We start from the raw sequence: 26218 nt of genomic DNA, 5'->3' as shown, positions 1-26218 counted from the left end.
CGATCTATTTAGGGAGCCCTCTGACGGTTCCGGAATCCCGTCTTGTGGACGTGATTGGCGGTCCTTACTTCTGGCAGTGGCACACTGAGGGGATGCCTGACCTGCGATCCCGGACCTCGACCCACGGTCGGACCATGGCCGGCGCGCGTGCCCTGTGGCGCGCCACCGGGATGACCGACGACGACTTCGGCAAGCCCATCGTGGCGATTGCCAACAGCTACACCCAGTTCGTACCAGGTCACGTGCACCTCAAGGACCTCGGCGGCCTCGTCGCCGACTCGATCGCGCAGGCCGGCGGCGTCGGCCGCGAGTTCAACACGATCGCGGTCGACGACGGCATCGCGATGGGCCACGGCGGCATGCTCTATTCCCTGCCCAGCCGCGAGCTGATCGCCGACGCGGTCGAATACATGGTGAACGCGCACTGCGCCGACGCCCTGGTCTGCATCTCGAACTGCGACAAGATCACCCCGGGCATGCTGATCGCCGCGCTGCGGCTGAACATCCCGACGGTCTTCGTCTCCGGCGGCCCCATGGAGGCCGGCAAGACGGTCGCGATCGAGGGCGTCGTGCACGAGAAGCTCGACCTGGTCGACGCGATGAGCGCCAGCGCCAACGAAAACGTCACCGACGCGCAGCTCGACACCATCGAGCGCTCGGCCTGCCCGACCTGCGGCTCCTGCTCGGGCATGTTCACCGCCAACTCGATGAACTGCCTGACCGAGGCGATCGGCCTGTCCCTGCCGGGCAACGGCTCGACGCTGGCCACCCACGCCTCGCGCAAGGCCCTCTTCGAGAAGGCCGGCACGCTGATCGTCGACATCGCGCGGCAGTACTACGAGCAGAACGACGAGTCGGTGCTGCCCCGCAGCATCGCCAACCGGTCGGCCTTCGAAAACGCGGTGGCCCTCGACGTCGCCATGGGCGGCTCGACCAACACCGTGCTGCACCTGCTGGCCGCGGCCCGCGAGGCCGAGCTCGACTTCTCGGTCTCCGACATCGACGCGATCTCGCGCCGGGTGCCGTGCCTGTCCAAGGTCGCGCCGAACAGCCCGAAATACCACATGGAAGACGTGCACCGCGCCGGTGGCATCCCCGCCCTGCTCGGCGAGCTGCACCGCGGCGGCGCCCTCAAGACCGACGTCCGCTCGGTCCACGCGCCCGACCTCGACACGTGGCTGGGCGAGTGGGACATCCGCGGCGGGTCGCCCTCTCCCGCGGCTCTGGAGCTGTTCCACGCGGCTCCGGGCGGCGTGCGCACCACGCAGCCGTTCAGCACTCAGAACCGCTGGGCGACGCTGGACACCGACGCCGAGAACGGCTGCATCCGCTCGGTCGACCACGCCTACACGGTCGACGGCGGCCTGGCCATCCTCTTCGGCAACCTGGCCCCCGACGGCTGCGTCGTGAAGACGGCCGGCGTCGACGAGTCGCTGTGGAAGTTCACCGGCCCCGCCCGCGTCTACGAGTCGCAGGACGCGGCGGTCGACGGCATCCTCGGCAAGGAGGTCGTCGAGGGCGACGTCGTGATCATCCGCTACGAGGGCCCGCGCGGCGGCCCCGGCATGCAGGAGATGCTCTACCCCACGTCGTTCCTCAAGGGCCGCGGCCTGGGCAAGGCGTGCGCGCTGATCACCGACGGCCGCTTCTCGGGCGGCACGAGCGGCCTGTCCATCGGCCACGTCTCCCCCGAGGCGGCCGCGGGGGGCCTGATCGCCCTGGTCGAGACCGGTGACGAGATCAGCATCGACATCCCCGGCCGGTCCATCACCCTGCACGTCGACGACGAGGCCCTGGCGCAGCGTCGACACGAGGAGGAGCGGCGCCCGAAGCCTTACAGCCCGGCCGACCGGCAGCGCCCGGTCTCGGCGGCGCTGCGGGCCTACGCGTCGATGGCCACCAGCGCCAGCGACGGCGCCTACCGCAAGGTCCCTGAGTAGATCGTTGTCTGCCGCGGCCACGCACCCGAGGGGTGCGTGGCCGCTGTCGTTCGACGTCCGTGCTTTCACGTCCCACCTCCTCCCGGTGCGCCGACGGTACGCCTCGCCGGGCCGCCGATTCGGTTATCCACAATCCCGCGTTGTCCACAGGCCGCCCCACGCTGCGGGCCCGGATTTGCCACGCTGGATGAGGGTGGACCCCCTGGGCGGGAGGGGTAGGGCAGGAGGACTTGATGTTGTCGGGAGTTAGGTTAGCCTTACCTCTCCACACGGCAACAGGAGGTCCTCATGGCGCGTGGCTGGGAAGGCGCGGTCATCAAGGTTCTCGGTGGGCGCGACCACGTGCTGACCGTCACCGGGCGACGCGAGATCGCGCCCCACTTCGTCCGGCTGAGCTTCGAAGCGCCGACGCTGTTCTCTAAGGTGCGGCCCGAGCCGGCGGCCTGGCTGCGGTTCTGGATCCCTGACCCGGACGGCGGCAAGCGGGAATACCAGCGCGCCTACACGATCGCCGAGGCCGATGAAACGGCCGGCACCATCGAGGTCGACTTCGTGCTGCACGAGCCGGCGGGACCAGCCTCGCTGTGGGCGACCAAGGTCGAGCCGGGGAGCCAGGTGGCCGTCGTGTCGCTCGGGTCGCAGCCGTTCAAGCTGGCCGACGAGGTGAGCGGGGTGATGCTCGTGGCCGACGCCGCCTCGGTTCCGGCGGTCAACGGCATTCTGCGCACACTGCCGGCCGGCGTCGACGTGGAACTCGTGCTGGAGCAGGCGCACGCCGAGGACGAGCAGATCCCGCTGGTCGGCCGTCCGGGACTGACCGTGCACCGGGTTCCCCGGCAGGGCACCGATTCGCTGGTCAAGGCGGTCAGTGAGCGGATCCGGCCGGGCTGGCAGTTCTGGGCGGCGGGCGAGTCGGGCTCACTCAAGGCGGTGCGAGCGGTGGCCCGGGGGCGTGCGGGCGCGACCAAGGAGAACACGTACACCCAGGCCTACTGGATCGAAGGCAAGGCGATGGGCAAGCGGCGCGACGACAACGGGTCTTGAACCGATCAAGCCGGTCGGGCTGAAAAGGGGAGGAGCCCGGCAAATTGATCTTTCCCAAAGGGCAACTTCCGGTGAGGCCGCATCGTTGGTCGATGCGTGAGCACCGACGCGCGAAGCCATCGGCAGACCCTCGAGGTGCTGGCCGGGCTCATGCTCGGCATGTTCCTGGCCGCGCTCGACCAGACCATCGTCACCGCGGCCATCCGCACGATCGGTGACGACCTGCAGGGCCTGAGCGTGCAGGCCTGGGTGACCACGGCCTACCTGATCACCGCGACCATCTCGACGCCGCTCTACGGCAAGCTGTCCGACATCTACGGTCGCAAGCGGTTCTTCCTGGCCGCCATCACGATCTTCGTCGTCGGGTCGGCGGCCTGCGCGTTCGCCGGGTCGATGTATCAGCTGGCCGCCTTCCGCGCGGTTCAGGGGCTCGGGGCGGGCGGCCTGTTCTCGCTGGCCCTGGCCATCGTCGGCGATCTCGTGCCGCCCCGCGAACAGGCCCGCTACCAGGGATTCTTCCTGGCCGTGTTCGGTTCGGCGAGCGTGCTCGGGCCGGTGATCGGCGGGTTCCTGGCCGGCACCGACGAGCTGCTGGGGATCGCCGGCTGGCGCTGGGTGTTCCTGGTCAACGTGCCGATCGGCGCGGTCGCGCTGGTCGTCGTGGCTCGGGTGCTGCGGATCCAGCACACCCGGCGTGAGCATCGGATCGACTGGTGGGGCGCGCTGACCATCTGCGTGTGCCTGGTTCCGTTGCTGACCGTGGCCGAGCAGGGGCGTACGTGGGGATGGGGTTCCGGCCGGTCGGTCGTCTGTTATCTGGTCGGCGGCGCCGGGCTGGTGCTCTTCCTGATCGCCGAGACGCGGATGGGGGCGGCGGCGCTGATCCCGTTGCGCTTCTTCCGGAACCGCACGTTCGCGCTGACCGCGGGCGGCGGGTTCGTGACCGGCATGGGGATGTTCGGCGGGCTGGCCCTGCTGCCGCTCTACCTGCAGATCGTGCGGGGCGCGACGCCGACCGAGTCGGGGCTGCAGCTGCTGCCGATGACGGCGGGCATCATGATCGGTTCGCTCGTCTCGGGACAGACCATTTCCCGTACGGGAAAATATCGTGTCTTCCCGGCGACCGGCGCGGCGCTGATGATCGCCGGGTTGGCGCTGCTGCACACCGTGGGCGTCGGCACGCCGTTCTGGCACACCGGCATCCACATGGGAGTCTTCGGGCTGGGGCTGGGCTTCGTGCTGCAGCCGGTCACGCTGGCCGTGCAGAACGCCATGCCGCCGTCCGAGATCGGCGTGGCCACCGCGTCGTCGACGTTCTTCCGGCAGATGGGCGCGACCGCCGGAACCGCCGTCTTCCTGTCCATCCTGTTCGCCACCGCGGGCGATAGGATCGCCGCCGCGTTCCGGGCGGACACCACCGCCCAGCGCGCGGCCGCCGCCGAGCCCGCCCTCATGGGGGTGGTCCGCGGCGAGGGATCCGCCCTGGACGACACCTCGTTCCTCGAGCGGGTGACCCCGGCCCTGGCACATCCGTTCAAGGCGGGCTTCTCGGACGCGGTGGACGGCATCTTCCTCATCGCCGCTGCCATCCTGCTCGTTGCCTTTGTGCTCTTCCTGTTCCTCCCGCACGTGCCGTTGCGAGGGGCGGCGGCCTCGGCCTCGACCCCTCCGGAACACGCACTTGCCCGCACCGACCTGGATGACCTCGACGCCGACCTGGCCCGGCTCTTCGACGAACGGACGCCCGACATGGAAACTGCCCAGCTGACCGACGACCCCGCCGCCCCGGCCGCGTACTCCGCGCCCGACGAGCCCACCGGCCCGGGTGATGCGGTGGTGCGCGGCCGGATCGACGGACCGGGCGGACTGCCGCTGCCCGGGGCCACGCTGACGATCACCGACTTCGGCGGTCAGCAGCTGGCCCGCGCGGTGACCGGCGAGGACGGCACGTACCGGATGGTGCTGCACTCCGGCGGCTCGTTCCTGCTGATCTGCGCGGCCGACCGGCACCAGCCGGCGGCCGCCGTGATCAATGTAGCCGCCGGTGAGATAAGGCGTGTGCTGTCGCTGGCGGGCGCCGGCCAGGTGACCGGCCGGGTCACCGACCGGGCGGGCCGCGGCCTGCCCGGCGCCACGCTGACCCTGACCAACCCGCAGGGCGAGGTCGTGGCCACGACGACGGCCGGGCCGGACGGCCGCTACCAGCTGCCCGGCCTGGACGGCCCGGAGTACACGCTGACGGCGACGGCCGCGCACGCCCGGCCCGCGTCGCGGACGGTCTCACCCAACGAGCCCGGCCCGGTCGACCTGGCCCTGGCCGTCGGCGGCGTGCTCACCGGCAACGTCCGGGCAGCCGGTTCGGGCCACCCGATCCCGGAGGCGTCGGTGGTGGCGGTGGACCGTTTCGGCCGGGTCGCGGGCGCGGCCACGACCGATCACGAGGGCCGCTACGAGCTGCGCGACCTGCCGCCGGGCGTCTACACGGTGGCGGCCAGCGGCCACGCCCCGGTGGCGACGCGGGTCGAACTGACCGGCGACCACGCCGACCACGACATCACCCTGGGCACGCCGGCCACGATCACCGCCCTCCACTGAGGACCTGAAGTTGATCTCGCGGAATAAAGGCCCCACCCACCCGGGGTGGCCACCCTACTGAAAATCCTAGTGGATCCGGGTGGGCGGGACGGGTTATCCACAATTCCGCGCTGTCCACAGGCCCCAAGCGATCAACCCGGCGACTTCATATCGTTCACGCATCGGAGCACCGGGTGACTGGTCAGGGCCTTCGGGTCGAGGGGTTCGGGTGAGTGGATGGTGAACGTGACGGATTCGCCGGGCAGGACGGTCACTGCGGCGCGGTCGGTTTCGGCCTCCGGCGACAAGCGGTCGGGGAACAGGGTCAGAGACCGCAGGATCGTCGTGGCATGCACAGTCACGGAGGTGCCGTCGACGGTGGCGGTGAAGTCGGCCGCGGGCCACTCGATGTCCTTGTCGGACACCCAGAACCACGTGGTGCCGGTGTCGGTGACCAGCAGTTCGGTGCGCGGATCGGCGGGCGTGGCGACGTCGTCCGGCAGGGTCAGGGTGACGGCCCGGCCCGGTTCGACGGTCGCGGTCAGGGCGACCGAGGCCAGCACCTCGCCGGCGAGGTTGCGGCGGGTCACGGTGGTTTCCAGAGCCCAGGAGGCGCGCCCGTCGTTGACCGCGACCAGGGCGGGGGCTCCGTCGGGCGTGACGACCGAGCCGGGCTCGATGTCGGTGAGCGGGCCTCCGGTGGTCAGAGGCTTTCCCGTACGGGGCTGGAACGTGAGCAGTCGGTCCGCGTAAGCGTCGCGCATCGCGTACCAGAGCGGCTTCTTACGGCCGTCGCCGTCGACCGCCGCCCACGACGTGACCGGCCAGCAGTCGTTGAGCTGCCACATGATCGTGCCCGCGCACAACGGGCTCAGCGACCGGAAGTGCTCGATGCCGAAGGCCAGCGCGCGGGCCTGGTTGAGCTGGGTCAGGAAGTGCCAGTCGTCGAAGTCCCGCGGGGCCGGGAGGTGGTTGGCCAGGCCGCGTTCGAGCTTCTGGTCGCCGCCGACGGCCTTCTGGTGGTGGGCCATGCCGGGCGAGTCAGGGGCCAGCTCGGTGTCCGAGATGGAGCGTCGCAGTGTCGAGAAGGTCGGCGGGGCTTGAAAGCCGAACTCGGCGACGAAGCGCGGGCGGTAGGCGCCGTACTTGGTGTAGTCGTCGGTGTTCCAGACGTCCCAGATGTGCGTGGTGCCGAAGGCGGGGTCGTTCGGATAGCGGTCGGGGCTCCCCGAGTACGGGCTGCCCGGCCAGTAGAACCGGGACGGGTCGAGCTCGCCGACGACGCGGGGCAGCAGCTCGTAGTAGAAGCCGGCGCCCCACGTGCGGCCGTTCAGGGCGGGCTTCCAGTCCCAGTCCTCGTGGCCCCACAGGTTCTCGTTGTTGCCGGTCCACATGATCAGGCTGGGGTGCGACGCCAGCCGGACGACGTTCTCGCGGGCCTCGGCCTCGATCTCGGAGCGGAACGGCTCCTCCTCGGGGTAGGCGGCGCAGGCGAACAGGAAGTCCTGCCCGACCAGGAATCCCATCTCGTCGGCGAGCTCGTAGAAGTCCTCCGACTCGTACCGGCCGCCGCCCCAGATCCGCAGGTAGTTGACTCCTGCGTCGGCCGCCTGCCGGAAGCGGGTGGCGAGCCGGTCCCGCGTGATGCGGTCGGCGAACACGTCGTCCGGGATCCAGTTGACTCCCCGGACGAACACCGGCACGTCATTGATCACGACGGTGAACCCGCCGTCGGTCGTGTCGACCCGCACATCCCGGAAGCCGATGCGACGCGACCAGCCGTCCAGCCGCTCCCCCGACGCATCCGACAGCACGACGTCGAGGTCGTACAGGGAAGGAGAACCGTAGCCGCGCGGCCACCACAGGTCGGGGTCGTCGACGGTGAGGATCAGCAGGGCCTCGATGCCGTCGACCGTGGCCTGGGCCGTGCGGCCGCCGATGGTCGCCGTGATCTTGACCGGGGTGTCCTCGAGCCGGTCGAGGCGCACGCGCAGCTCGACCCGGCCCACGCCGCCGGCCACGGTCACCTGCGGGCGCACCTCGGCCAGGCGGGCGGTCCGCCACGTCTCGAGCCCGATCGGCTGCCAGATGCCCGCCGTGACCAGCGTCGGCCCCCAGTCCCACCCGAAGTTGCAGGCCTGCTTGCGGATGAAGTTGAAAGGTTCCTCGTACGCGTTGGGACGGGCCCCCAGCCGGTCGCGCTGCCCCTCGGCGTACGCGTAGGCACTGCTGAACTTGACTTTGATCTCGTTGTCGCCGTCGCGCAGCAGGGGGCTGACGTCGAAGCGGTAGCCGCGGTGCATGTTGGCCGTCGCGCCGACGACCGACCCGTTCAGTTCGATCGCCGCCACCGTGTCGAGGCCGGCGCAGACCAGGTCCGTACGACCGCCGGGGGTGGCCACGAACGACGTCGTGTACTCCCAGTCGGTGCGCCCGATCCAGGCCAGTTTCGTCTCGTTGGCGTCCAGGTACGGATCGTCGATCCGCCCGGCCCGCAGCAGGTCGGTGTGCACGCATCCGGGCACGGTGGCCGGAACACCGGAAATGTCGCCTCCGGTGAGGGTCCAGCCTTCGTGCAGGGGTCGGTACGAGGTCACGGTTCTCCTTCTGCGCGGGCCCGGGCGGGCGGTCAGGACTTGACGGCGCCTTCCATGATCCCCCGGACGATCTGCCGTCCGCCGATCAACAGCAGGACGATCAGCGGAACTGTGGCGATGAACGCACCCGCCAGCACCCGCCGGTAGATCACGTAGTTGCCGCTGGCCAGGTCGGACAGGGCGACCATCGAGGTCGGGAAGTCGGTGCCGTTGAGCTGGATCAGCGGCCACTGGAAGTCGTTCCAGGCCATGACAAAAGTGAGCAGGCCCAGCACGGCGAGCGCCGGCCGGATCGCCGGCAGCACGATGTTCCAGTAGACCCGCATGTTCAGCGCGCCGTCGATACGGGCCGATTCCACCAGTTCATCCGGTACGGCGTGAGCGATGAACTGCCGCATGTAGAAGACACCGAACGCGCTGACCAGGCCGGGGGCGATGACCGCGAGCAGGGTGCCGTTCCAGCCCAGCTTGCCCATCACGATGTAGAGCGCGACGATGCCGAGCTGGCTCGGCACGGTCAGGGTCAGCACGACCACCACCAGCAGCGCGTTGCGGCCCCGGAACCGCAGTTTGGCGAACGCGAAGCCGGCCAGCGAGCAGAAGAACAGCGTGGAGAGGGTGATGACGGCCGACACCAGGACGCTGTTGATCAGTGAGGCCGCGAAGAAGACCTCGTTGAGCGTGAAGACCTCGCTGGCGTTGGTGAGGAACTCCGCGCCCGGGATGACCGACGGCGGGATCTGGGCCACGGCCTCGTCGGTGCTCGTCGAGATGACGAACATCCAGTAGACCGGGAAGGCCGAGAACAGCAGGACGACCCCGAGGCTGACGTACGTGAGCCAGCTCCCCCGGGTGTCCTGCGGCGCGCGATTGACGTACGTCCTGGTCATCGGTCACCTCCGATGCGCCGGGTGAGCAGGGTGTTGATGCCGGCGACGATGAGAATGATCAGGAACAGCGCCCACGACATGGCGGCCGCGTACCCGAGGTCGAGGTCCTTCCAGCCGACCTTGTAGATCAGCTGGGCGATGGTCTGGAACTGGTGGGCCGAGCCGCCGCTGGCCGACTGCGGGTTCTCGTCGAACATCATCGGCTCGTTGAACAGTTGCAGCCCCCCGATGGTCGACAGGATCACGGTGAACACCACGACCGGTTGGATCATGGGTACGGTGATCCGCCACAACTGCCGCCACGGCCCGGCCCCGTCGACCGCCGCCGCTTCGTACACGTCTTTCGGGATCGCCTGCATCGCCGAGAGGTAGAGCAGCGCGTTGTAGCCGATCCACTTCCAGTTGACCATCGTGGCGATGGCGATCCAGGCGCTCCACTTCTGCGCCCGCCAGTCCAGCGGGGTCTCCTCGCCAAAGCCGACCAGCGACAGGAACCAGTTGGCCATGCCGTTGTCGCGGGCGAAGAAGATCGCGAAGACCAGGGTCGAGGCGACGACCGGCGTGAGGTACGGGAGCAGGATGCCGATCCGCCAGAACGTGTTGCCCCGCAGCTTGCGGTTGAGCAGGTTCGCGATGATCAGAGCGATCAGCAGCTGCGGGACGGTGGAGAGGATGAAGATGCCGAACGTGTTGCCCAGCGCGTTCCAGAAGTCCTCGTCGGACAGCAGCCGGGAGAAGTTCGCGAAGCCGGCCCAGCCGGTCAGGGTCGGGTCGTCCAGCCGCCAGTTCCGCAGCGCGACGACCCCGTTGAAGATCAGCGGGAAGACGCCGAAGATCCCGAACAGGATGAAGAACGGCGAGATGAAGATGTACGGGACGGTCTTGTTGTCGAACCGGTAGAGCCAGCTCCTGGTTTTGACGTTCTTCGGCGGCGGGGCTTGGCGATGCGACGCCGGCCGGAGCTCGGTGAGGGACACGGCCACTCCTAGGGAAGAGCGGGGCGGCCGGCGGCCGCCCCGCTTCTCGAAAAAAGGATCAGGCTTTACCGGTCTTGGCGACCTTCTCGGCCTGCTTGACCGCCTCGGCCCAGGCCGCATCCGACTTGAGCCCGCCCTGCTGCACCCGCGTGATCACGTTCTCCACGGCCACCCGGGTCGGGCCGTTCTTCTTGCCCAGGTACTGCGGCTTCAGGCCGGCCGCGGTGGCCGCGAAGATCTGGCCGGTGGGCGCGTTGCTCATGAACTCCTTCTTGTAGTCCAACACCGCCGGGTCCTTGTAGAGGTCGGGCTGCGAGGGCAGGTTGCCGACCGTCTTGAAGACCTCGATCTGCTGCTCCGGCTGGACCATCCACTTCACGAAGTCGACCGCGGCGTCGATGTTCTTGCCCTGCGACGGCACGGTCCACCACGAACCGCCCCAGTTGCCGCCGCCGCCCGGGATCGCGGCGATGTCCCACTTGCCCTTCTGGTCGGGCGCGGTCTCCTGGATGTGGCCGAGCATCCACGCCGGGCAGGCCAGCACGGCGAACTGGTCCTTCTTGAAGCCCTGGTTCCAGTTGGGCTGGAAGCTGGCCAGGTTGGCCGAGATGCCGGCGTCGATCGCCTTCATGCTCACGTCGAACGCGACCTTGGGGCCGCCGTCCATCTGCAGCTGCTCCTGGTCGTTGTAGAAACCGACCGGCTGCTGGGCGAGCACGGGGTTGAACATGTTGGTGCCGGAGTCGACGAACTTCTTGCCGGTCTTGGCCACGTACTTCTTGCCGACCTCGATGAACTGGTCCCAGTTGCTCCAGAGCTTCGAGACCTCCTCGCGGTCGGTGGGCAGGCCGGCCGCCTTGAACAGGTCGGAGCGGTAGCACATGGCCAGGCCGCCGACGTCGGTGCCGAGGCCGATCTGCTTGCCGTCGGCCGACATGGACGCCTTCCACTTCCAGTCCAGGTACTTCGACTCGTAGTCGCCGGCGCCCTTGTCGAGCAGGTTGACGAACTTGTCGGCCTGGTTGCGGAACTGGACGATGAAGCCCTCGTCGACCGCGGAGATGTCCGGGGCGCCGGTGCCGGCGACCAGCTTCTTCTGCAGGTCCTCGTGCTGGGCGTTGAACTCGCCGGTGTTCAGCACGATCTTGACGTTCGGGTGGGCCTTCTCGTACTCGGCCTTGAGGTTGTCGAGGCCCATGTCGCCCCAGAACGCGACCTTGAGCGTGATCTGCTCGCCGCTCGCGCCGTTGCTCTTGTTGTCGCCTTCGAGATCACGCCCGCTACAACCAGCGATGACCAGGGTTGCCGCCAGGCCGGCCGCGACCGCGCCCCATGTCCGTCTCATCGGTGCCTCCATGCCGGAGAGTCTGTGCTTACTGAACGACTTACTGAACCGGGTAAGTTGTGGAGACGCTAAGCCGCCACTCGATGAGTGTCAATACCGTGTTACATCGGTGATCTGTCATCGTTGTCAGTGGACGTTAAGTGGGGCGAAACCGACTTAAGCCCCCATCACTGTTTACAAAGTGCGGTGTGTCGGCCAACACTTAACCGATCAAGACACGCCTCCGACGTCCGCCGATCCCGGCGTGGTTCCGCGTGAGAGCGCTCTACCGATTCCGGCACCGGTAAACTCCGCCGGTAGGCTCGGCAGGAACAGAGGAGACCGAGTGAAGCGGCCCACGATCGCCGACATCGCGCGGCGGGCGGGCGTGTCGAAGGGCGCGGTGTCATACGCGCTGAACGGCCAGCCCGGCGTCTCCGAGGCGACCCGGCAGCGCATCGTCGCCATCGCCCAGGAGATCGGCTTCAACCCCAACAGCGCCGCGCGGGCGCTGTCCGGAGCGAGCGCGCGGGCCGTCGGCCTGACCCTGTCGCGGCCGGCCCGCATCCTGAGCATCGAGCCGTTCTTCATGGGCCTGATCAGTGGGTTCGAGGCCGAGCTGGCCGCCCGGTCCTACGCGCTGACCTTGCAGGTGGTGGCCACCCCCGAGCAGGAGGTCGAGGTCTACCGCCGCTGGTGGGGCGAGCGCCGCATCGACGGTGTGATCGTCACCGACCTCCGCGAGAACGACGTCCGCATCCCGGTGCTGCAGCAGCTGCAACTGCCGGCCGTCGTGATCGGCGGCCCCGGTGACACCGGCAAGATCGCCCAGGTGTGGTCGGACGACGCCGGCGCGATCACCGAGACCGTGCGCTATCTGGTGGCGCTGGGCCATCGGCGGATCGCCCGGGTCAGCGGCCTGCCCGGTCTGCTGCACACCCAGACGCGCACCCGGGCCTTCAACGACGTCTGCGCCTCACTCGGCCTGAACGAGGCCCTGACGGTGCCGTCGGACTACACCGGCGAAGAGGGCGGCCGGGCGACGCGCCGGCTCCTGATCGGCGCCGACCGCCCCACCGCCATCATCTATGACAACGACGTGATGGCCGTCGCCGGGCTGGCCGTCGCGCAGGAGATGGGGCTGGCCGTGCCCGGTGACCTGTCCATCGTGGCCTGGGACGACTCTCCGCTGTGCAGCCTCGTGCACCCGCCGCTGACCGCGCTCTCCCGCGACATCGCCGAATACGGCGCCCACGCCGCCCGTGAGCTGCTGGCCGCCATCGACGGCAAGCAGGTCAGCAACGTCGAGGCCGGCACGGCCCACCTGACGCCCCGTGGGAGCACGGCACCGCCGCGTTAGCTCCGGCTTCGGCGTGTTCCGTCCCCGGCCCTTCGCCGCCGCCCCGCTAGGAGCGGTGGGTCTCCAGGTAGGCCTCGATGCGCTCGGCCGGGGCCGGACGGCCCAGCGCGAAGCCCTGACCATAGAGGCAGCCGGCCTTGGCCGACCGCTCGATCTGTTCCGGAGTCTCCAGCCCCTTGGCGACGATCTCGAGGCCGAGGCGGCGCCCCAGGCTGACCACGACGTCGATCACCGCCGGGCCGCTGCCGGCCGTCGCCTCGGAACCCGAGTTGGACAGCGACGTGTGCAGCTTGAGCATGTCGACCGGCAGGCGGCGCAGGTGCGACAGCGAGGCCTGGCCGGCGCCGAAGTCGTCCAGGGCGGCCCGGACACCGAGTTTGCGCAGGCCGGCCAGGGACGCCACGATGGCCGGCACGTCCTCGGCGACCCACGTCTCGGCCACCTCGACCACCAAGCGCTCGGGGGCCACGCCGTACCGTTTGAGGGTCGTCGCCACCCGGTCGGGGAAGCGGGCGGTCAGCAGCTCGCGGGGTGACACGTTGACCGACAGCCAGAACCCGTTGTCGCCGCCGGCCCAGTTCGACAGATGCTTGCAGGCGGAGTCGAGAACCCACTCGTCGAGCTCGGCCGAGATGCCCACGGCCCGGGCGATCGGCAGCAGCTCGTGCGGCAGGATCGTGCCCAGCTGCGGGTGACGCCACCGCAGCAGCGCCTCGACGCCGACCGGCTGCTCGTCGCGCAGGTCGACCACCGGCTGGAAGACCAGGTCGAGCTCGCCCCGCTCGGCCGCGCCCAGCAGCTCGCGCTCGAGGTCCATGCGGCGGTTGAGCTTCATCTCGACGTCGGGGTCGTACCACTCCACCCGGTCGAGCCCGAGCTGGCGGGCCCGGCGGCGGGCCAGGTCGGCGTGCCGCAGCACCTCGTCGGAGTCGCTGCCGCCGGCCAGCTCGGCCAGGCCGACACTGGTGTGCACCTCGACGATCGTGCCGGGTAGCTGGTGCGGTTCGGCCAGCACGGTCGCGATGCGGGTGGCCAGCGCGTACGCCAGCACCGCGCCGTCGGCCGTGAGCACGGCGAACTCGTCACCACCGAGGCGGGCCGGCACGTCCTCGGCGGCGAGCAGGCTGCGGATGCGGCGGCCCACCTCGATCAGCACGGCGTCGCCGGTCTCGCGGCCCCGGCTGTCGTTGACCTCGGCCAGGCCGTGCAGGTCGATCACCAGCAGCGTGCCCTGCCGGCCCGGGCGGCGGCGGTAGGCCAGCAGGTCACGCATCAGCGCCCGCCGGTTGGCCAGGCCGGTCAGCTGGTCGGTGTAGGAGAGTTTGTGCAGCGTCCGCTCGAGGTGACGCCGCTCCCCGATGTCGCGCACGTGCACCACCAGGGCCGCCACCTCGGGCACCCCGCGCTGGTCGGTGATCGTCGACTCGGTGTCGCGCCACAGCTCGGCGCCGTCGCGCATGCGGGCGGTGACCAGGGCCGGCGGCCCGTCGGCGTGTTCGCCGGCCAGCACCAGGTCGATCACCTCGCCCGCCGCCTCGGCGTCGTCGGGGTGGATCAGCTCGTGGAACGCTCGGCCCACGACCTCGTCGTCGTCGAGACCGAACAGGCGGGACGCGGCCGGGGACTGCCAGGTGATCCGCAGGTTCTCGTCGAGCACGAGGGTGAGGTCGGTGGCGCCGGCGACCAGGGAACGGAAGTGGGCCTCGGCGGTCTGCAGCTGACCCGCGTACCGCCGGATGTCGTGCACGACCAGAAGCTCGCGCATCGCCAGTACGGCCACCATGGCGATGCCGAGGATGATGCTGGTGGGGTCGAACTCGCGGGCCACGATCAGGTGCCAGACCGCGGCCACCACGCCGACCGCGGCCGGCACGGCGAGCAGCGGATAGCTCGCCAGATATTGGTCGGGGTTGCGCGGCTCTAGCGGCACGGCGGGCAGGTCGCGGCGGGAGCCACCCTCGGCCGTCAGCGCCAGGCCCAGCACGATCGGCAGCCCGAAGGCGGCCAGCATCGGGCCGCCGGCGCCCGCGGTGAGCATCGTCGCGATCGCGGCCAGCCCGCAGAGCACCAGGATCGCCCCGACCCCGCAGCGCACCGCCGGGCGGCGGGCCGGCCAGCCGCGCAGCATCGCGACCAGCACGATCGCGATGCCGGTGGAACCGATCAGGGTCACCGGGAGTCCGCCCGGATGTGTCGCCGTTTCCGGAGTGAGCAGATAGCCGGCGAAGGCCAGGCTCACGCCCAGCCCGAGCCCGTCGAAGGCGCGGCGGGAGTGGACGGCCCAGCCTTTGCCCGAGCCCGGCAGCAGCAGCGTGCCGACCGCGTAGCAGGCGGCGGCCAGGCCGAACGCGATGGTCGCCCACACCGCGGCCCCCGGCGGGGAGAGCAGCGTGACCAGGGTCGCGAGGGCGGCCGCGAGCGCTCCCATCCCGACAAAACCGGCGCCGCGGCAGGCCACGAACGTACGGTCGGCGTGGTGGATGGAAAGCGCGGCCCGCACGAGGAAGCCGGACGCCAACAGCGCACTGCCACCAGCCCCGACGACCAGGGCGACCGCCGGCGGCAGCAGCCCGGCCACACCCGCCAGCAGCACGAGGGCCGCCGTCACGGGCACACCCAGGAACCACGCCCGGCCGTGGGGCCGGGCGGCGGGCGTGGGGGGCGTTGCTGCCACGTCGACGGATCCTCTGTGATGCTCGTCGGACAGGGGTGGGGGTCGATGGAGAAGCTGCACCGGACAACGAGCGTCCCCCGAACAGGTTACGGCCGGGTAGTGCACCTGCGCATGCTCGGATCGTCGGCTATGGACACGGCTCGGTCAAACGGAGCCGCCCGCGACCGAGGGCAACACCTGGATCTCGGAGCCGGCCGAGACCGGGGTGTCGAGGCCCGCGCCGCGCCGGGCGTCCTCGCCGTCCACATAGATGTTCACGTAACGGCGGACGGCACCCTGCTCGTCACGCAACCGCCGGGCCAGGCGGGGCCACCGCTCACCGACCTCGGCCAGCACCGCCCCGAGGGTGCCGCCGGCGGCGATCTCGAGCCGCGACCGGCCGCCCGCCTCGGCCCGCAGCACCCCCGGAACCAGCAGCACCGGCATCAGACCGCCACCGCCCGCACCGTGAGCACGTCGGGCAGGTGCGAGACGACGGTCGTCCACGTGTCGCCCTCGTCGTTGGTGGCGAAGACCTCGCCGCACCGCGTGCCGAAGTAGACACCGACGGGATCCCGGTCGTCGGTGCACATCGCGTCGCGCAGCACGACCGGGTAGTACGGCCCGTCGGGCAGCCCCCGGTGCTGCGCCTCCCACTTCTCGCCGGCGTCGGTGGAGCGGTAGACCCGGCACCGCAGCTCGGTGGGGTGCCGCTCGCTGTCGGCGGTGAGCGGGAAGTTCCAGACCGTGCCCGGGCGGCGCGGGTGGGTGACCATCGGGAAGCCGAAGTCGGAGGGCAGGGTGTCCGCGATCGACTGCCAGCTGTCGCCGCCGTCGGCCGAACGGTAGACACCGTGGTGGTTCTGCGCGTAGAGCCGCTCCGGGTCGCCGGCGTCGCGGGCCACCCGGTGCACACACTGGCCGAACTCGGGCCACGGGTCGGGGAAGAAGTAGGCCTTGATGCCCTGGTTGGCCGGGGCCCAGCTCTCGCCGCCGTCCTCGGAGCGGTAGACCCCACCGGTCGACATGGCGACGAGCAGGCGGGACGGGTCGTCGGGGTGGGGCAGGATCGTATGTATCGCCTGACCGCCGAAGCCGGCGCCCCACTGCGGGCGGTGCGGATGGTCCCACAGGCCACGCACCAGCTCGAACGACTGACCGCCGTCGGCCGAGCGGAACAGGGCCGAGGGCTGCGAGCCCGCGTAGACCACGCCGGGCTCGTCGGCGTGGCCGGGCACGATCTGCCAGACCCGCTCGACCGCCGCCCCCGCCTCCTCCGGGAAGGCGATCGGGGCGGTGTCGGGCTCGTGCCAGGTCTCGCCGAGGTCGTCGCTGGTCGCGATGCTCGGGCCGAAGTGGGAGTTGTCGACGGCGGCCAGCAGACGTGGGCGGGGGCCGCGGGTGTCCACGCCGACCGTATAGATCGCCGTGCCAGGGAAATGGGCCGGACCGACTTGCCAGGTCCGGCGTTCGTCGTCGCTCGAGGCCAGGAACAGGCCTTTCTGCGTACCGATGGCCAGCAGGACTGTCATGCGCAAGATTATGCGCCGAGGACGCGTGGGAGGATGGCGGCGTGCGTTCCCAGCCCCTCCTTCGCGTCCGCAGAACCGGCGCCCTCATGGTCGCCGCCGCGATCGCGTTCGTCGGCGGCATCCCGCTCACCGGCGAATCGCCGTGGTTCGCCGTGCTCCTGCTGATTCCGGCCGCCGTCTACGTCTGGGCCTGGCGTGCCGGCACCGACGTCTACCCGGGCGAGCTGCGTGTCCGCGCCCTGTTCGGCAGCACCCCGGTGCCGTGGGACCGGATCAGCGAGCTGGCGCCCGGTCGTCGCGGGCAGATCTCGGCGCTGCTCGACAACGGCAACATCATCCGGCTCACCGCGGTCACGACCGGCAATCTGCCCCGGGTGCTCGCCGCCGGCGGTCAGGAGATCGGCCACTCCGACCAGCCTCCCAGCTGACGTCGCTACCCTGGGGTGCGTCGAGTCTCGAGGAGGTCGAGTGATCGTGCGTTCCCGCCGGGTCCGCGGTGTCTCGGTGGCACTCGCCGCCGTGCTGGGTCTCGCCTCGGCGTGCAGCTTCGGCCCGCCCGATCCCGACCAGCAGGGCGCCCCGCCCAACCTGCCGAAACCCTCGACCGACGCCTCCGACGGGGCGCCGCAACAGGGTGAGGGCAGCCAGGAGGTCGCGGTCACCGTGCTCGCCAAGGGCCTCGACGTGCCCTGGGGCATGGCTTTTCTGCCCGACGGGTCGGCCCTGGTCACCGAGCGCGACACCGCCCGCATCCTCAAGGTCGGCCCCGGCTCCGACGCCGAGGGCCTGACCGTCACCGAGGCCCAGCGGCTCAACGAGGTGCAGGCGGCGGGCGACGGCGGCCTGCTCGGCGTGGCGGTCTCGCCGAAATACCAGACCGACAAGACGATCTACGTCTACTACTCCACCGCCAAGGACAACCGCGTCGGCAAGCTGGTGCTGGGCGGGCGGCTGACGCCGATCCTCACCGGCATCCCCCGCTCGACCGAGTTCAACGGCGGCGCGCTCGCCTTCGGGCCCGACGGTCTGCTCTATGCGGGCACCGGCGACGGCACCCCGACCGGCACGCAGGCGCAGAACCCGAAGAGTCTCGGCGGCAAGATCCTGCGGATGACCACGGCCGGCAAGCCCGCGCCCGGCAACCCGGTGAAAGACAGCCTGGTGTGGAGCTCGGGCCACCACAACGTGCAGGGCATCGCGTGGGACAAGACCAAGCGGATGTACGCCAGTGAGAGCGGCCAGAAGAAGTCGGGCGAGCTCAACGTGATCGCCAAGGGCAAGAACTACGGCTGGCCCAAGGCCGACGGCCCCGGCAGCGACGCCAAGCTGACCAATCCGATGTTCAGCTGGCCGGTCGCCAACTCGGGCTGCGCCGGCGTCGCCACGCTGGAACAGACCGTGGCCACCGCCTGCCTGCTCGGCAAGCGGGCCTACCTGCTCAACGTGACCGGCAACGGCACCGTCCTCGGCGCCCCACAGGAGGTGCTGACCGGCGAGTACGGCCGGCTGCGCAGCATGGTGGCCGCACCCGACGGGTCGCTCTGGGTCGGCACGTCGAACCAGGAGGACGAGGGCGACCCCGCGCCCGACGACGACCGGATCATTCGGCTGGTCTTCTCCGACGGTGGCGCCGGCCGCAGCTGACGGATGCCACGGTGGGAGGGACCACGGTTTGACGGGCGGAAGGGCGGGGCAGGTGAGCCGACGATGACCGAGCAACCGCCCTCGAAGGCGACAAAGTGGCAGCGTGCGGTGTCGGCGGCGCGTGCGGTGCGGCGCAGCCGGTGGACCCGGCGGATCCGGATCGGCGCCGTGATCGGGCTGATCAGCGTGGGCGGCGCCGTCGTCGGCACCATGCTGTTCGCGCACGCCGACGTCAACGTGGGGCCGTTCCGCGCCGAGATGTCGATAAACCCGTCGATCTTCGGCGGCACCGAGGTCGACCTGCCGCCGCTCGGCTCACTGCACCTCGACAGCCACGACGGCCCGATCCACCTCAAGGTCAACCTGGCCGCGCTCGACCAGAACCGCACCGAGGCCCTGATCGACGACCCGGCGGCGATCAGCCGGGCCGGTGAGAACGCGGTCGACGACGTCCGCGAGGGCGTGATCCGGCTCGGCGTGCGCACGCTCGGCATCGCCGTGATCAGCGCGCTCGTGCTCAGCGCCCTGATCTTCCGCAACGTCCGCCGGGTCGCCGCCTCGGGGGTGACGGCCCTGCTGGTGACCGGTGGCAGCCTCGGGCTCGCGGCCACCACCCTGCGCCCCGACTCGATCGCCGAACCCCGCTACGAGGGCCTGCTGGTCAACGCGCCGGCCGTGGTCGGTGACGCGCGCCGGATCGCCGACAACTACGGGCGATACTCCGAGCAGCTGCAGCAGATCGTCAGCAACGTGAGCCGGCTCTACACGACGGTGTCGACGCTGCCCGTCTACGAGCCGGCCGGCAACACCACCCGCATCCTGCACGTCTCCGACCTGCATCTGAGCCCGGCGGCGTACGGGCTGATCCGCACCGTGGTGCAGACGTTCGACATCGACGCCGTGATCGACACGGGCGACCTGGTCGACTGGGGCAGCACGGCCGAGACCGGGTACGCCTCCTCGATCCCGTCGATCGGCGTGCCGTACATCTGGGTGCGGGGCAACCACGACTCGGCGTCGATCCAGGCCGCGGTGGCCCGCCAGCGCAACGCGATCGTGCTCGACAACAAGATCACCACGGTGGCCGGGCTGACCATCGGCGGCATCGGCGACCCGGAGTTCACGCCGGACAAGAGCGAGACACCCGCCGCCGGGGACGCCGACGACCCTTCGGCGTCGCCGCTCTTCCGGGCCGGCACCCAGCTGGCCGACACCATCCGCGCGTCGGACAAGCCGGTCGACATCGCGCTGGTGCACGACCCGGCGATGGCGCAGCCGCTCTCCGGGGTGGTGCCGCTGGTGCTGGCCGGCCATCGGCACCAGCGTTCGGTCGAGTTGCTGCCGGCCCCGACTCCGGCGCCGTCGGCGTCACCCTCGGCCGCGCCCTCCGCGGGTAGCGGCGACGAGGCGGCGATCGCCACCCGGCTGATGATCGAGGGCTCGACCGGCGGGGCCGGGCTGCGCGGGCTCGAGAAGGAGGAGCCGACGCCGCTGAGCCTGTCGGTCCTCTACTTCGACGAGAACCGGCAGCTCAAGGCGTACGACGACATCCGGTTGGGCGGCACCGGCCAGTCCAACGTGGAGATGCAGCGCAACGTGATCGGCGCGGACGTCCAGGAGACGCCCGCGCCGTCGCTCTCGCCGACCTCATAGCGCGAGTCGGCGCGCGCCGCTTTCTCAGCCGCGCGCGCCGTGTTTCTCAGCTCGCGCCGAGGCGCTCCAGGATCAGGTCACGGACCGTCTTGGCGTCGGCCTGCCCGCGCGTGGTCTTCATGACCGCGCCGACCAGCGCACCCGCCGCCGCCACCTTGCCGTCGCGGATCTTGGCGGCGATGTCGGGGTTGGCGGCGATCGCGTCGTCGACCGCCTTGGTCAGCGCGCCCGTGTCGGAGACGACCTCGAGGCCCCGGGCGGTCATGACGGCCGCCGGGTCGCCCTCGCCGGCCACGACGCCCTCGAGCACCTGACGGGCCAGCTTGTCGTTGAGCTTGCCCTCGTCGACCAGCTTCTGCAGCGCGGCGACCTGGGCCGGCGTGGCGCCCACGGCGGAAAGCTCGACACCGGTCTCGTTGGCCCGGCGGGCCAGCTCACCCATCCACCACTTGCGCGCACCGGCGGGCGAGGACCCGGCGGCGATGGTCTCTTCGATCAGCTCGACCGCGCCGGCGTTGGCCACCGATTCCATGTCGGTCTCGCTGATCCCCCACTCCTCGCGGAGCCGGGCCCGCTTGCTGCTCGGCTTCTCGGGCAGGGCGGCCTTGAGCTCGGCGACCCAGGCCGGGTCGGGCGCGATCGGCACCAGGTCGGGCTCGGGGAAGTAGCGGTAGTCGGTCGCCGTCTCCTTCGAGCGCCCGGAGCGGGTGTCGCCGGTCGTCTCCTGGAAGTGGCGGGTCTCCTGGAAGATGCGGGTGCCCTGGTCGAGCAGGCCGGACTGCCGGATGATCTCGGAGCGGACCGCACGCTCGACCGAGCGCAGCGAGTTCACGTTCTTGGTCTCGGTGCGGGTGCCCCACTCCTCGCCGGGCTTGTTGAGCGAGGTGTTCACGTCGCAGCGCAGCGAGCCCTGCTCCATCCGCACGTCGGAGACGCCGAGCGAGCGGATGATGTCGCGCAGCTCGGCGACATAGGCCTTGGCCACCTCGGGGGCGAGCGCGCCCAGGCCCGGCACCGGCTTGGTGACGATCTCGACCAGCGGGATGCCGGCCCGGTTGTAGTCGACCAGGGACTCGGTCGCGCCGTGGATGCGGCCGGTCGCGCCGCCGACGTGCAGGGTCTTGCCGGTGTCTTCCTCGAGGTGCACCCGCTCGATGCCGATGCGGTAGCTCTTGCCGCCGACCTCGACGTCGACATAGCCGTCGACGCACAGGGGTTCGTCGTACTGCGAGGTCTGGAAGTTCTTCGGCATGTCGGGGTAGAAGTAGTTCTTCCGCGCCATGCGGCACCACTCGGCGATGTCGCAGTTGAGCGCCAGGCCGATGCGGATGGTCGCCTCGATGCCCGCGCGGTTGGCCACCGGCAGCGCCCCCGGCAGGCCCAGGCAGACCGGGCAGACCTGGGTGTTGGGCTCGGCGCCGAAGTCGGTGCGGCAGCCGCAGAACATCTTGGTGGCCGTGCCCAGCTCGACGTGCGTCTCGAGGCCGATGACCGGCTCGTAGCGCGAGACGGCGTCCTCGTACGAGGGCAGCGCAGTGGTGGTCATGCCGATGCCTCCAGCGTGGGTGGGGTCAAGGTGCCGACCGCCGACTCGAGGGCGGCGGCGACCCGGTACATGCGGTCGTCGGCCATCGTCGGGGCCATCACCTGGAAGCCGACCGGCAGGCCCTCGGAGAGACCGCACGGCACGGAGATCGCGGGACCGCCGTAGAGGTTGGTCGGGATCGTGAAGAGGTCGGCCAGATACATCTGGTAGGGGTCGCTCGTGCGCGAGCCGAACGGGAACGCGACGAACGGGGTGGTCGGCGAGACCAGCACGTCGGCCTTCTGCCACGCGGCCTCGAAGTCGCGCGTGATCAGCGTGCGGACCTTCTGGGCCTGGCCGTAGTAGGCGTCGTAGTAGCCGCTGGACAACGCGTACGTCCCCAGGATGATGCGCCGCTTGACCTCGGGGCCGAACCCGGCCTCGCGGGTCAGCGACATGACCTCTTCCAGCGAGCGGCTGCCGTCGTCGCCCGTACGCAGGCCGTAGCGCACACCGTCGAAGCGGGCCAGGTTGGAGGACGCCTCGCTGGGGGCGATCAGGTAATAGGCCGGCAGGGCGTACTGGAAGTGGGGGCAGGAGACCTCGACGATCTCGGCGCCCAGCTTGACCAGCGCCTCGAGCGACTCGTGGAACGCGCTCAGCACACCGGGCTCGGAACCGTCGCCGGCGAACTCCTTGACCACGCCGAGCTTGACGCCGCTCAGGTCGCCGCCGGCGCCGAGACGGGCCGCGCCGATCACGTCGGGCACGGGCTGGTCGATCGAGGTGGAGTCGCGCGGGTCGTGACCGGCGATCACCGAGTGCAGCAGGGCCGCGTCTTCGACGTTGCGGGCGCAGGGGCCCGGGGTGTCGAGCGAGGAGGAGAACGCGATCAGGCCGTAGCGGGAGGTTCCCCCGTACGTCGGCTTGGCCCCGACCGTGCCGGTGACCGCGCCCGGCTGGCGGATCGAGCCACCCGTGTCGGTGCCGATGGCCAGCGGAGCCTCGTACGCCGCCAGGGCCGCGGCGCTGCCACCGCCCGAGCCGCCCGGGATGCGGCCGAGATCCCACGGGTTGTTCGTGGGCCCGTACGCGGAATATTCGGTGGAGGAGCCCATCGCGAACTCGTCCATGTTGGTCTTGCCGAGCATCACCGTGCCGGCCACGCGCAGCCGCTCGACGAGCGTCGCGTCGTACGGCGGGCGCCAGCCCTCGAGGATCTTGGAGGCGGCCGTGGTGGGCACGCCCTTGGTGGCGATGACGTCCTTGACAGCGATCGGCACACCGGCCAGCGGGCCGCTGACCTCGCCCGCGTCCACCTTGGCGGCCGCGGCGAGCGCGCCCTCACGGTCGACGTGCAGGAAGGCGTGCACCCGCTCGTCGACGGCGTCGATGCGGTCGAGGTGGGCGGTGGCGACCTCGACGGCCGACGCCTCCTTGTCCGCGATCGCCTTGGCGAGCTGAGCCGCCGACATCTTGGTCAGGTCAGACACGGCGTCAGTCCTCCTCAGCCAGGATCTGCGGAACCCGGAACCGGCCCTCGTACGCGTCGGGGGCGCCGGACAGCGCCTCTTCCTGCGTGAGGCTCGGGACCGGAACGTCGTCGCGGTACACGTTGGTCAGCGGCACCGAGTGTGAGGTGGGCGGGATGTCGTCGGCGGCCACATCACCGATCCGGGCCACGGACTGGAGGATCACGTCGAGCTGCCCCGCGAACCGGTCCAGTTCCTCCTCGGTCACGGCGAGCCGCGACAGGCGCGCGAGATGCGCTACCTCTTCGCGGGAGATGGCGGCCATCCTGCCCTACTTTCTCGAATGCAGTCGCTGACCGTACGAGTCTATTTCGCCCCTCGTCCGCGCCGACGCCCGGGACAGCCGGGTCACCCGGACGTCGCTCGGATGGCGTAATTTACGTTGAATGCACGTTTAGCGGCTCATGCCGATTTGATAACAGCGAGGCCGTTTCATGGTGAATTGCCCATGTGGATCTATCGTGGGAACGGTCGGTTGATCGAGGCCCTGGTGGAGGTCGCATGGACGGCCCTGGTGGAGGTCGCATGGACGCCGCACGCCCCCGCGACCCCGCGCTGAGGGCCCGGCAACGGCGGGCTTTCGCGGTGACCGGGCTGCTCGTGGCGGTGATCGATGCGGCCCTGTGGGCATATTCCGGCGCGCTGCCGGCCGCGTACTGGATGATGGGCGCTTTGGCCGTGGTGGTCGACGCGCGGCCGTACGTGGTGGCCAACCGGCGCGCGAGCTCGGTGATCCTGCCCTCCATCTGCTTCACCTTCGCCATCGCGCTGGCCTGGGGTTACGGCCCGGCGCTGGCGGTCCAGCTGATCGCGGTGACGGTGGCCGGGTGGCGCCTGCGGCATCCGGGTCAGCGCACACTGCACCTGGCCGTGCAGCACGCGGTCGCGCTCGGGGCGGCGTCACTGGTGGTCGAACTGGTCTCGCTGCACATAGGGCCCGGTCTGGACTGGGGTGACGCGCTGCTCACGGTGGCGGCGGCCGGAGCGTGGATCGTTGCCCGCTACGGCTTGGCGGCGCTCGTGGCCCGGTCGAGGGCCGACCGTCCCGGAGCACTCCAGCGCTTGCGCCGCCTGCGACGCTTCGGGGTGGAGTTGCTCGCCACGGCCGCGTTGCTGCTGCTCGGACCGGTCGTGCTGGCCACCGCCCAGGTCGGGCTCGCCTTCGTGCCGCTGGTGCTGCTCGCCCTGCACGCCGTGCACCGCATGGTCCGCTCGTCCGGCGAGTTCGAGCGGGCGGCCCGCGTGGACGCGCTGACCGGCCTGCCCAACCGGCGCGCTCTGCACGCGGCGGTGCAGTCGCAGGCTCAGGGGCGGCGGCTCGCGCTGTTGCTTCTCGACCTCGACCGCTTCCGTACGGTGAACGACGCGCTCGGCCACGGCGTCGGTGACCGCCTGCTGGTCGAGGTCGCGCGGCGGCTGGCCGAGGTGGTGCCCGCGCACGACCTGGTGGTACGCCTCGGCGGCGACGAGTTCGCGGTGCTGGCCACCCGGGTCGACGGCCCCGCGACTGCCCGCCGCATCGCCGATCATCTGGCCGAGGCGGTGAACCGGCCGTTCGCCCTCGACGGCACGCCGGTCGACGTGACCGCTTCGATCGGGATAGCCCTGCAGCGGGAGCCCGGCGGCGACGGCGCGACGCTGTTGCGCGAGGCGGAGGCCGCGATGTACGACGCCAAGCAGCGCGGGGACCAGGTCGCCGTCTACGGTCCCGACGCGCCGCACCACACGCCGGACCGGTTGGCTCTGCTGGCCGACCTGCGGCACGCCCTGAGCGGCGGCCCCGGTTCGGGTTGTGGCGCTGCCCCCTACGACTCGTCCGTCTCGGGTCCAGGCGGCGGCTCCGGCGGCTCCGGCGGCTCCGGCGGCTCCGGCTTGGGTTTCGGCGGCTCCGGCGGCTCCGGCGGCTCCGGCTTGGGTTTCGGCGGCTCTGGCGTCTCCGGCGGCTCCGGCTCGGGTTTCGGCGACGCTGGCGTGTCCGGCTCGGATTTCGGTGGTGCCGGCGTCTCCGGCCCGGTTGGCCGCGGTTCCGGCGGCTCCCGCTCGGACGTCTCCGGCGCCGGCGGGCACGGCTCGGTTGGCCGCGGCTCGGGCTCCTCCGGTTCGTCCGCCTCTTCGGACGGGATCATGCTCTTCTACCAGCCGCAGATCGCCATCGCGACCGGGGCGGTGGTCGGGGTGGAGGCGTTGCTGCGGTGGCGGCATCCCGAGCGCGGCCTGGTCGGTCCCGAGGAGCTGATCCGGGTGGCCGAGCCGACCCCGGTGATGCGTCTGCTCACCGGCCGGGTGCTGCACGACGTGGTGGCCCAGCTGTCCTCGTGGCGCGACGCGGGCCGCCCCCTGCGGGCAGCCGTCAACGTGAGCGTGCGCGACCTGCACGCCGGCGACATCGCCGATCGGGTCGACGACCTGCTGAGCCGGTACGACGTCCCACCCGACCTGCTCCAACTGGAGATCACCGAAAGCGCGCTGATGGCCGACCCGCACCGGGTGCTCAGCACGATCACCCGCCTGGACCGCATGGGCATCGCCATCTCGCTGGACGACTTCGGCACCGGCTACTCGTCGCTCCAGCACCTGCGCCGCCTACCCCTGGCCGAGGTGAAGATCGACCGCTCCTTCGTCCTGGGCATGGCCACCGACCACGGCGACGCCGCCATCGTCCGCTCGGTGATCGACCTGGCCGAGGCCCTGGGCCTGCGCGCGGTAGCCGAGGGCGTAGAGGACGAGCGCACCTGGCGATTGCTCGCCGAGGCCGGCTGCCACGCGGCCCAGGGCTGGTTCCACGCCCGCCCCATGCCGGCCGCCGACCTGACCGATTGGCTGGCCCGCTACCGCCCCCTACGCCCCACAGTCCCCCAGCCCACCCAGTAGCCAATAGCCCACGGTCTCCGCGTCCTCCACGGCGGCGACTTTCAACGGCATCCAGCCACGCAGTAGCTCAAGCGCCGGTCAGCTCTCGGAACCGATCCCAGC

At 70.7% G+C, this 26218-nt stretch carries 18 protein-coding genes; 8 read left to right on the top strand and 10 right to left on the bottom strand.

Annotated elements, in window-relative coordinates; genetic code table 11:
* The first annotated feature begins 92 nt into the window (after positions 1-92).
* The 3 genes from ilvD to JIG36_RS18165 all read left to right on the top strand — a co-directional run bounded on the left by ilvD (position 93) and on the right by JIG36_RS18165 (position 5579).
* Positions 93-1940: a dihydroxy-acid dehydratase gene (gene ilvD / locus JIG36_RS18175; protein WP_203377524.1), complete on the top strand. Its 1848-nt coding sequence runs from the start codon at positions 93-95 to the stop codon at positions 1938-1940.
* A 288-nt stretch (positions 1941-2228) separates the two neighbouring features.
* Positions 2229-2984 carry a siderophore-interacting protein gene (locus tag JIG36_RS18170; protein WP_203377523.1) on the top strand — a complete coding sequence of 252 codons (756 nt, stop codon included), beginning with the start codon at positions 2229-2231 and terminating at the stop codon, positions 2982-2984.
* 96 nt (positions 2985-3080) lie between these two features.
* A complete protein-coding gene (locus JIG36_RS18165) occupies positions 3081-5579 on the top strand; it encodes an MFS transporter (RefSeq protein WP_307872780.1) in 2499 nt (832 codons plus the stop codon).
* A gap of 131 nt (positions 5580-5710) precedes the next feature.
* On the opposite strand, the gene JIG36_RS18160 is transcribed toward JIG36_RS18165, so the two are convergent.
* From JIG36_RS18160 to JIG36_RS18145, 4 genes are read right to left on the bottom strand one after another with little or no spacing between them, the layout of a single operon-like run.
* Positions 5711-8155, bottom strand: a complete 2445-nt coding sequence (locus tag JIG36_RS18160; protein ID WP_203377522.1) for a glycoside hydrolase family 2 protein — start codon at positions 8153-8155, stop codon at positions 5711-5713.
* A gap of 32 nt (positions 8156-8187) precedes the next feature.
* A complete protein-coding gene (locus JIG36_RS18155; RefSeq protein ID WP_203377521.1) occupies positions 8188-9045 on the bottom strand; it encodes a carbohydrate ABC transporter permease in 858 nt (285 codons plus the stop codon).
* Entirely contained in the window at positions 9042-10022 is a 981-nt protein-coding gene (locus tag JIG36_RS18150; RefSeq protein WP_203377520.1) for a carbohydrate ABC transporter permease, read from the bottom strand. Before JIG36_RS18150 ends, JIG36_RS18155 begins: the two co-directional genes overlap by 4 nt.
* Before the next feature lie 58 nt (positions 10023-10080).
* Positions 10081-11367 (bottom strand): ABC transporter substrate-binding protein, encoded by a 1287-nt coding sequence (locus tag JIG36_RS18145; protein ID WP_203377519.1) that lies wholly within the window; start codon positions 11365-11367, stop codon positions 10081-10083.
* A gap of 325 nt (positions 11368-11692) precedes the next feature.
* Between JIG36_RS18145 and JIG36_RS18140 the strand changes: the two genes are divergently transcribed.
* Positions 11693-12706 (top strand): LacI family DNA-binding transcriptional regulator, encoded by a 1014-nt coding sequence (locus tag JIG36_RS18140; protein ID WP_203377518.1) that lies wholly within the window; start codon positions 11693-11695, stop codon positions 12704-12706.
* A 46-nt stretch (positions 12707-12752) separates the two neighbouring features.
* Here the strand turns inward: JIG36_RS18140 and JIG36_RS18135 are convergent, their stop codons facing one another.
* The 3 genes from JIG36_RS18135 to JIG36_RS18125 all read right to left on the bottom strand — a co-directional run bounded on the left by JIG36_RS18135 (position 12753) and on the right by JIG36_RS18125 (position 16891).
* The gene (locus tag JIG36_RS18135; RefSeq protein WP_203377517.1) at positions 12753-15380 is read right to left on the bottom strand and encodes a putative bifunctional diguanylate cyclase/phosphodiesterase; all 2628 of its coding nucleotides are present in this window, start codon (positions 15378-15380) and stop codon (positions 12753-12755) included.
* Positions 15381-15524: 144 nt separating this feature from the next.
* Positions 15525-15806, bottom strand: a complete 282-nt coding sequence (locus tag JIG36_RS18130; RefSeq protein WP_203377516.1) for a MoaD/ThiS family protein — start codon at positions 15804-15806, stop codon at positions 15525-15527.
* Positions 15806-16891 (bottom strand): WD40/YVTN/BNR-like repeat-containing protein, encoded by a 1086-nt coding sequence (locus JIG36_RS18125; RefSeq protein WP_203377515.1) that lies wholly within the window; start codon positions 16889-16891, stop codon positions 15806-15808. The genes JIG36_RS18130 and JIG36_RS18125 overlap by 1 nt, the downstream gene beginning before the upstream one ends.
* A gap of 41 nt (positions 16892-16932) precedes the next feature.
* On the opposite strand from JIG36_RS18125, the gene JIG36_RS18120 reads away from it, so the two are divergent.
* The 3 genes from JIG36_RS18120 (at position 16933) to JIG36_RS18110 (ending at position 20188) form a co-directional block, all read left to right on the top strand.
* Positions 16933-17319: a PH domain-containing protein gene (locus JIG36_RS18120; protein ID WP_203377514.1), complete on the top strand. Its 387-nt coding sequence runs from the start codon at positions 16933-16935 to the stop codon at positions 17317-17319.
* A 40-nt stretch (positions 17320-17359) separates the two neighbouring features.
* Positions 17360-18535: a PQQ-dependent sugar dehydrogenase gene (locus JIG36_RS18115; protein WP_307872779.1), complete on the top strand. Its 1176-nt coding sequence runs from the start codon at positions 17360-17362 to the stop codon at positions 18533-18535.
* A gap of 63 nt (positions 18536-18598) precedes the next feature.
* Positions 18599-20188 carry a metallophosphoesterase family protein gene (locus JIG36_RS18110; RefSeq protein WP_203377513.1) on the top strand — a complete coding sequence of 530 codons (1590 nt, stop codon included), beginning with the start codon at positions 18599-18601 and terminating at the stop codon, positions 20186-20188.
* A gap of 46 nt (positions 20189-20234) precedes the next feature.
* Here the strand turns inward: JIG36_RS18110 and gatB are convergent, their stop codons facing one another.
* Genes gatB through gatC form a run of 3 tightly spaced genes read right to left on the bottom strand, consistent with a single transcriptional unit; the run spans position 20235 to position 23510 of the window.
* Positions 20235-21734, bottom strand: coding sequence for an Asp-tRNA(Asn)/Glu-tRNA(Gln) amidotransferase subunit GatB (gatB, locus tag JIG36_RS18105; protein ID WP_203377512.1), 1500 nt, complete (start codon positions 21732-21734; stop codon positions 20235-20237).
* A complete protein-coding gene (gatA, locus tag JIG36_RS18100) occupies positions 21731-23206 on the bottom strand; it encodes an Asp-tRNA(Asn)/Glu-tRNA(Gln) amidotransferase subunit GatA (protein ID WP_203377511.1) in 1476 nt (491 codons plus the stop codon). The genes gatB and gatA overlap by 4 nt, the downstream gene beginning before the upstream one ends.
* A 4-nt stretch (positions 23207-23210) precedes the next feature.
* Complete coding sequence (gene gatC, locus JIG36_RS18095) at positions 23211-23510, bottom strand: Asp-tRNA(Asn)/Glu-tRNA(Gln) amidotransferase subunit GatC (RefSeq protein WP_184955305.1); 300 nt, start codon at positions 23508-23510, stop codon at positions 23211-23213.
* 260 nt (positions 23511-23770) lie between these two features.
* On the opposite strand from gatC, the gene JIG36_RS18090 reads away from it, so the two are divergent.
* The gene (locus JIG36_RS18090; RefSeq protein WP_203377510.1) at positions 23771-26116 is read left to right on the top strand and encodes a putative bifunctional diguanylate cyclase/phosphodiesterase; all 2346 of its coding nucleotides are present in this window, start codon (positions 23771-23773) and stop codon (positions 26114-26116) included.
* Positions 26117-26218 lie beyond the last annotated feature (102 nt).

It is taken from the genome of Paractinoplanes ovalisporus (assembly GCF_016834655.1).
Taxonomy (GTDB): Bacteria; Actinomycetota; Actinomycetes; order Mycobacteriales; family Micromonosporaceae; genus Actinoplanes; species Actinoplanes ovalisporus.
The sequence above is the reverse complement of the archived record's forward strand: the minus strand, read 5'-3'. Positions and strand labels throughout refer to the sequence as shown.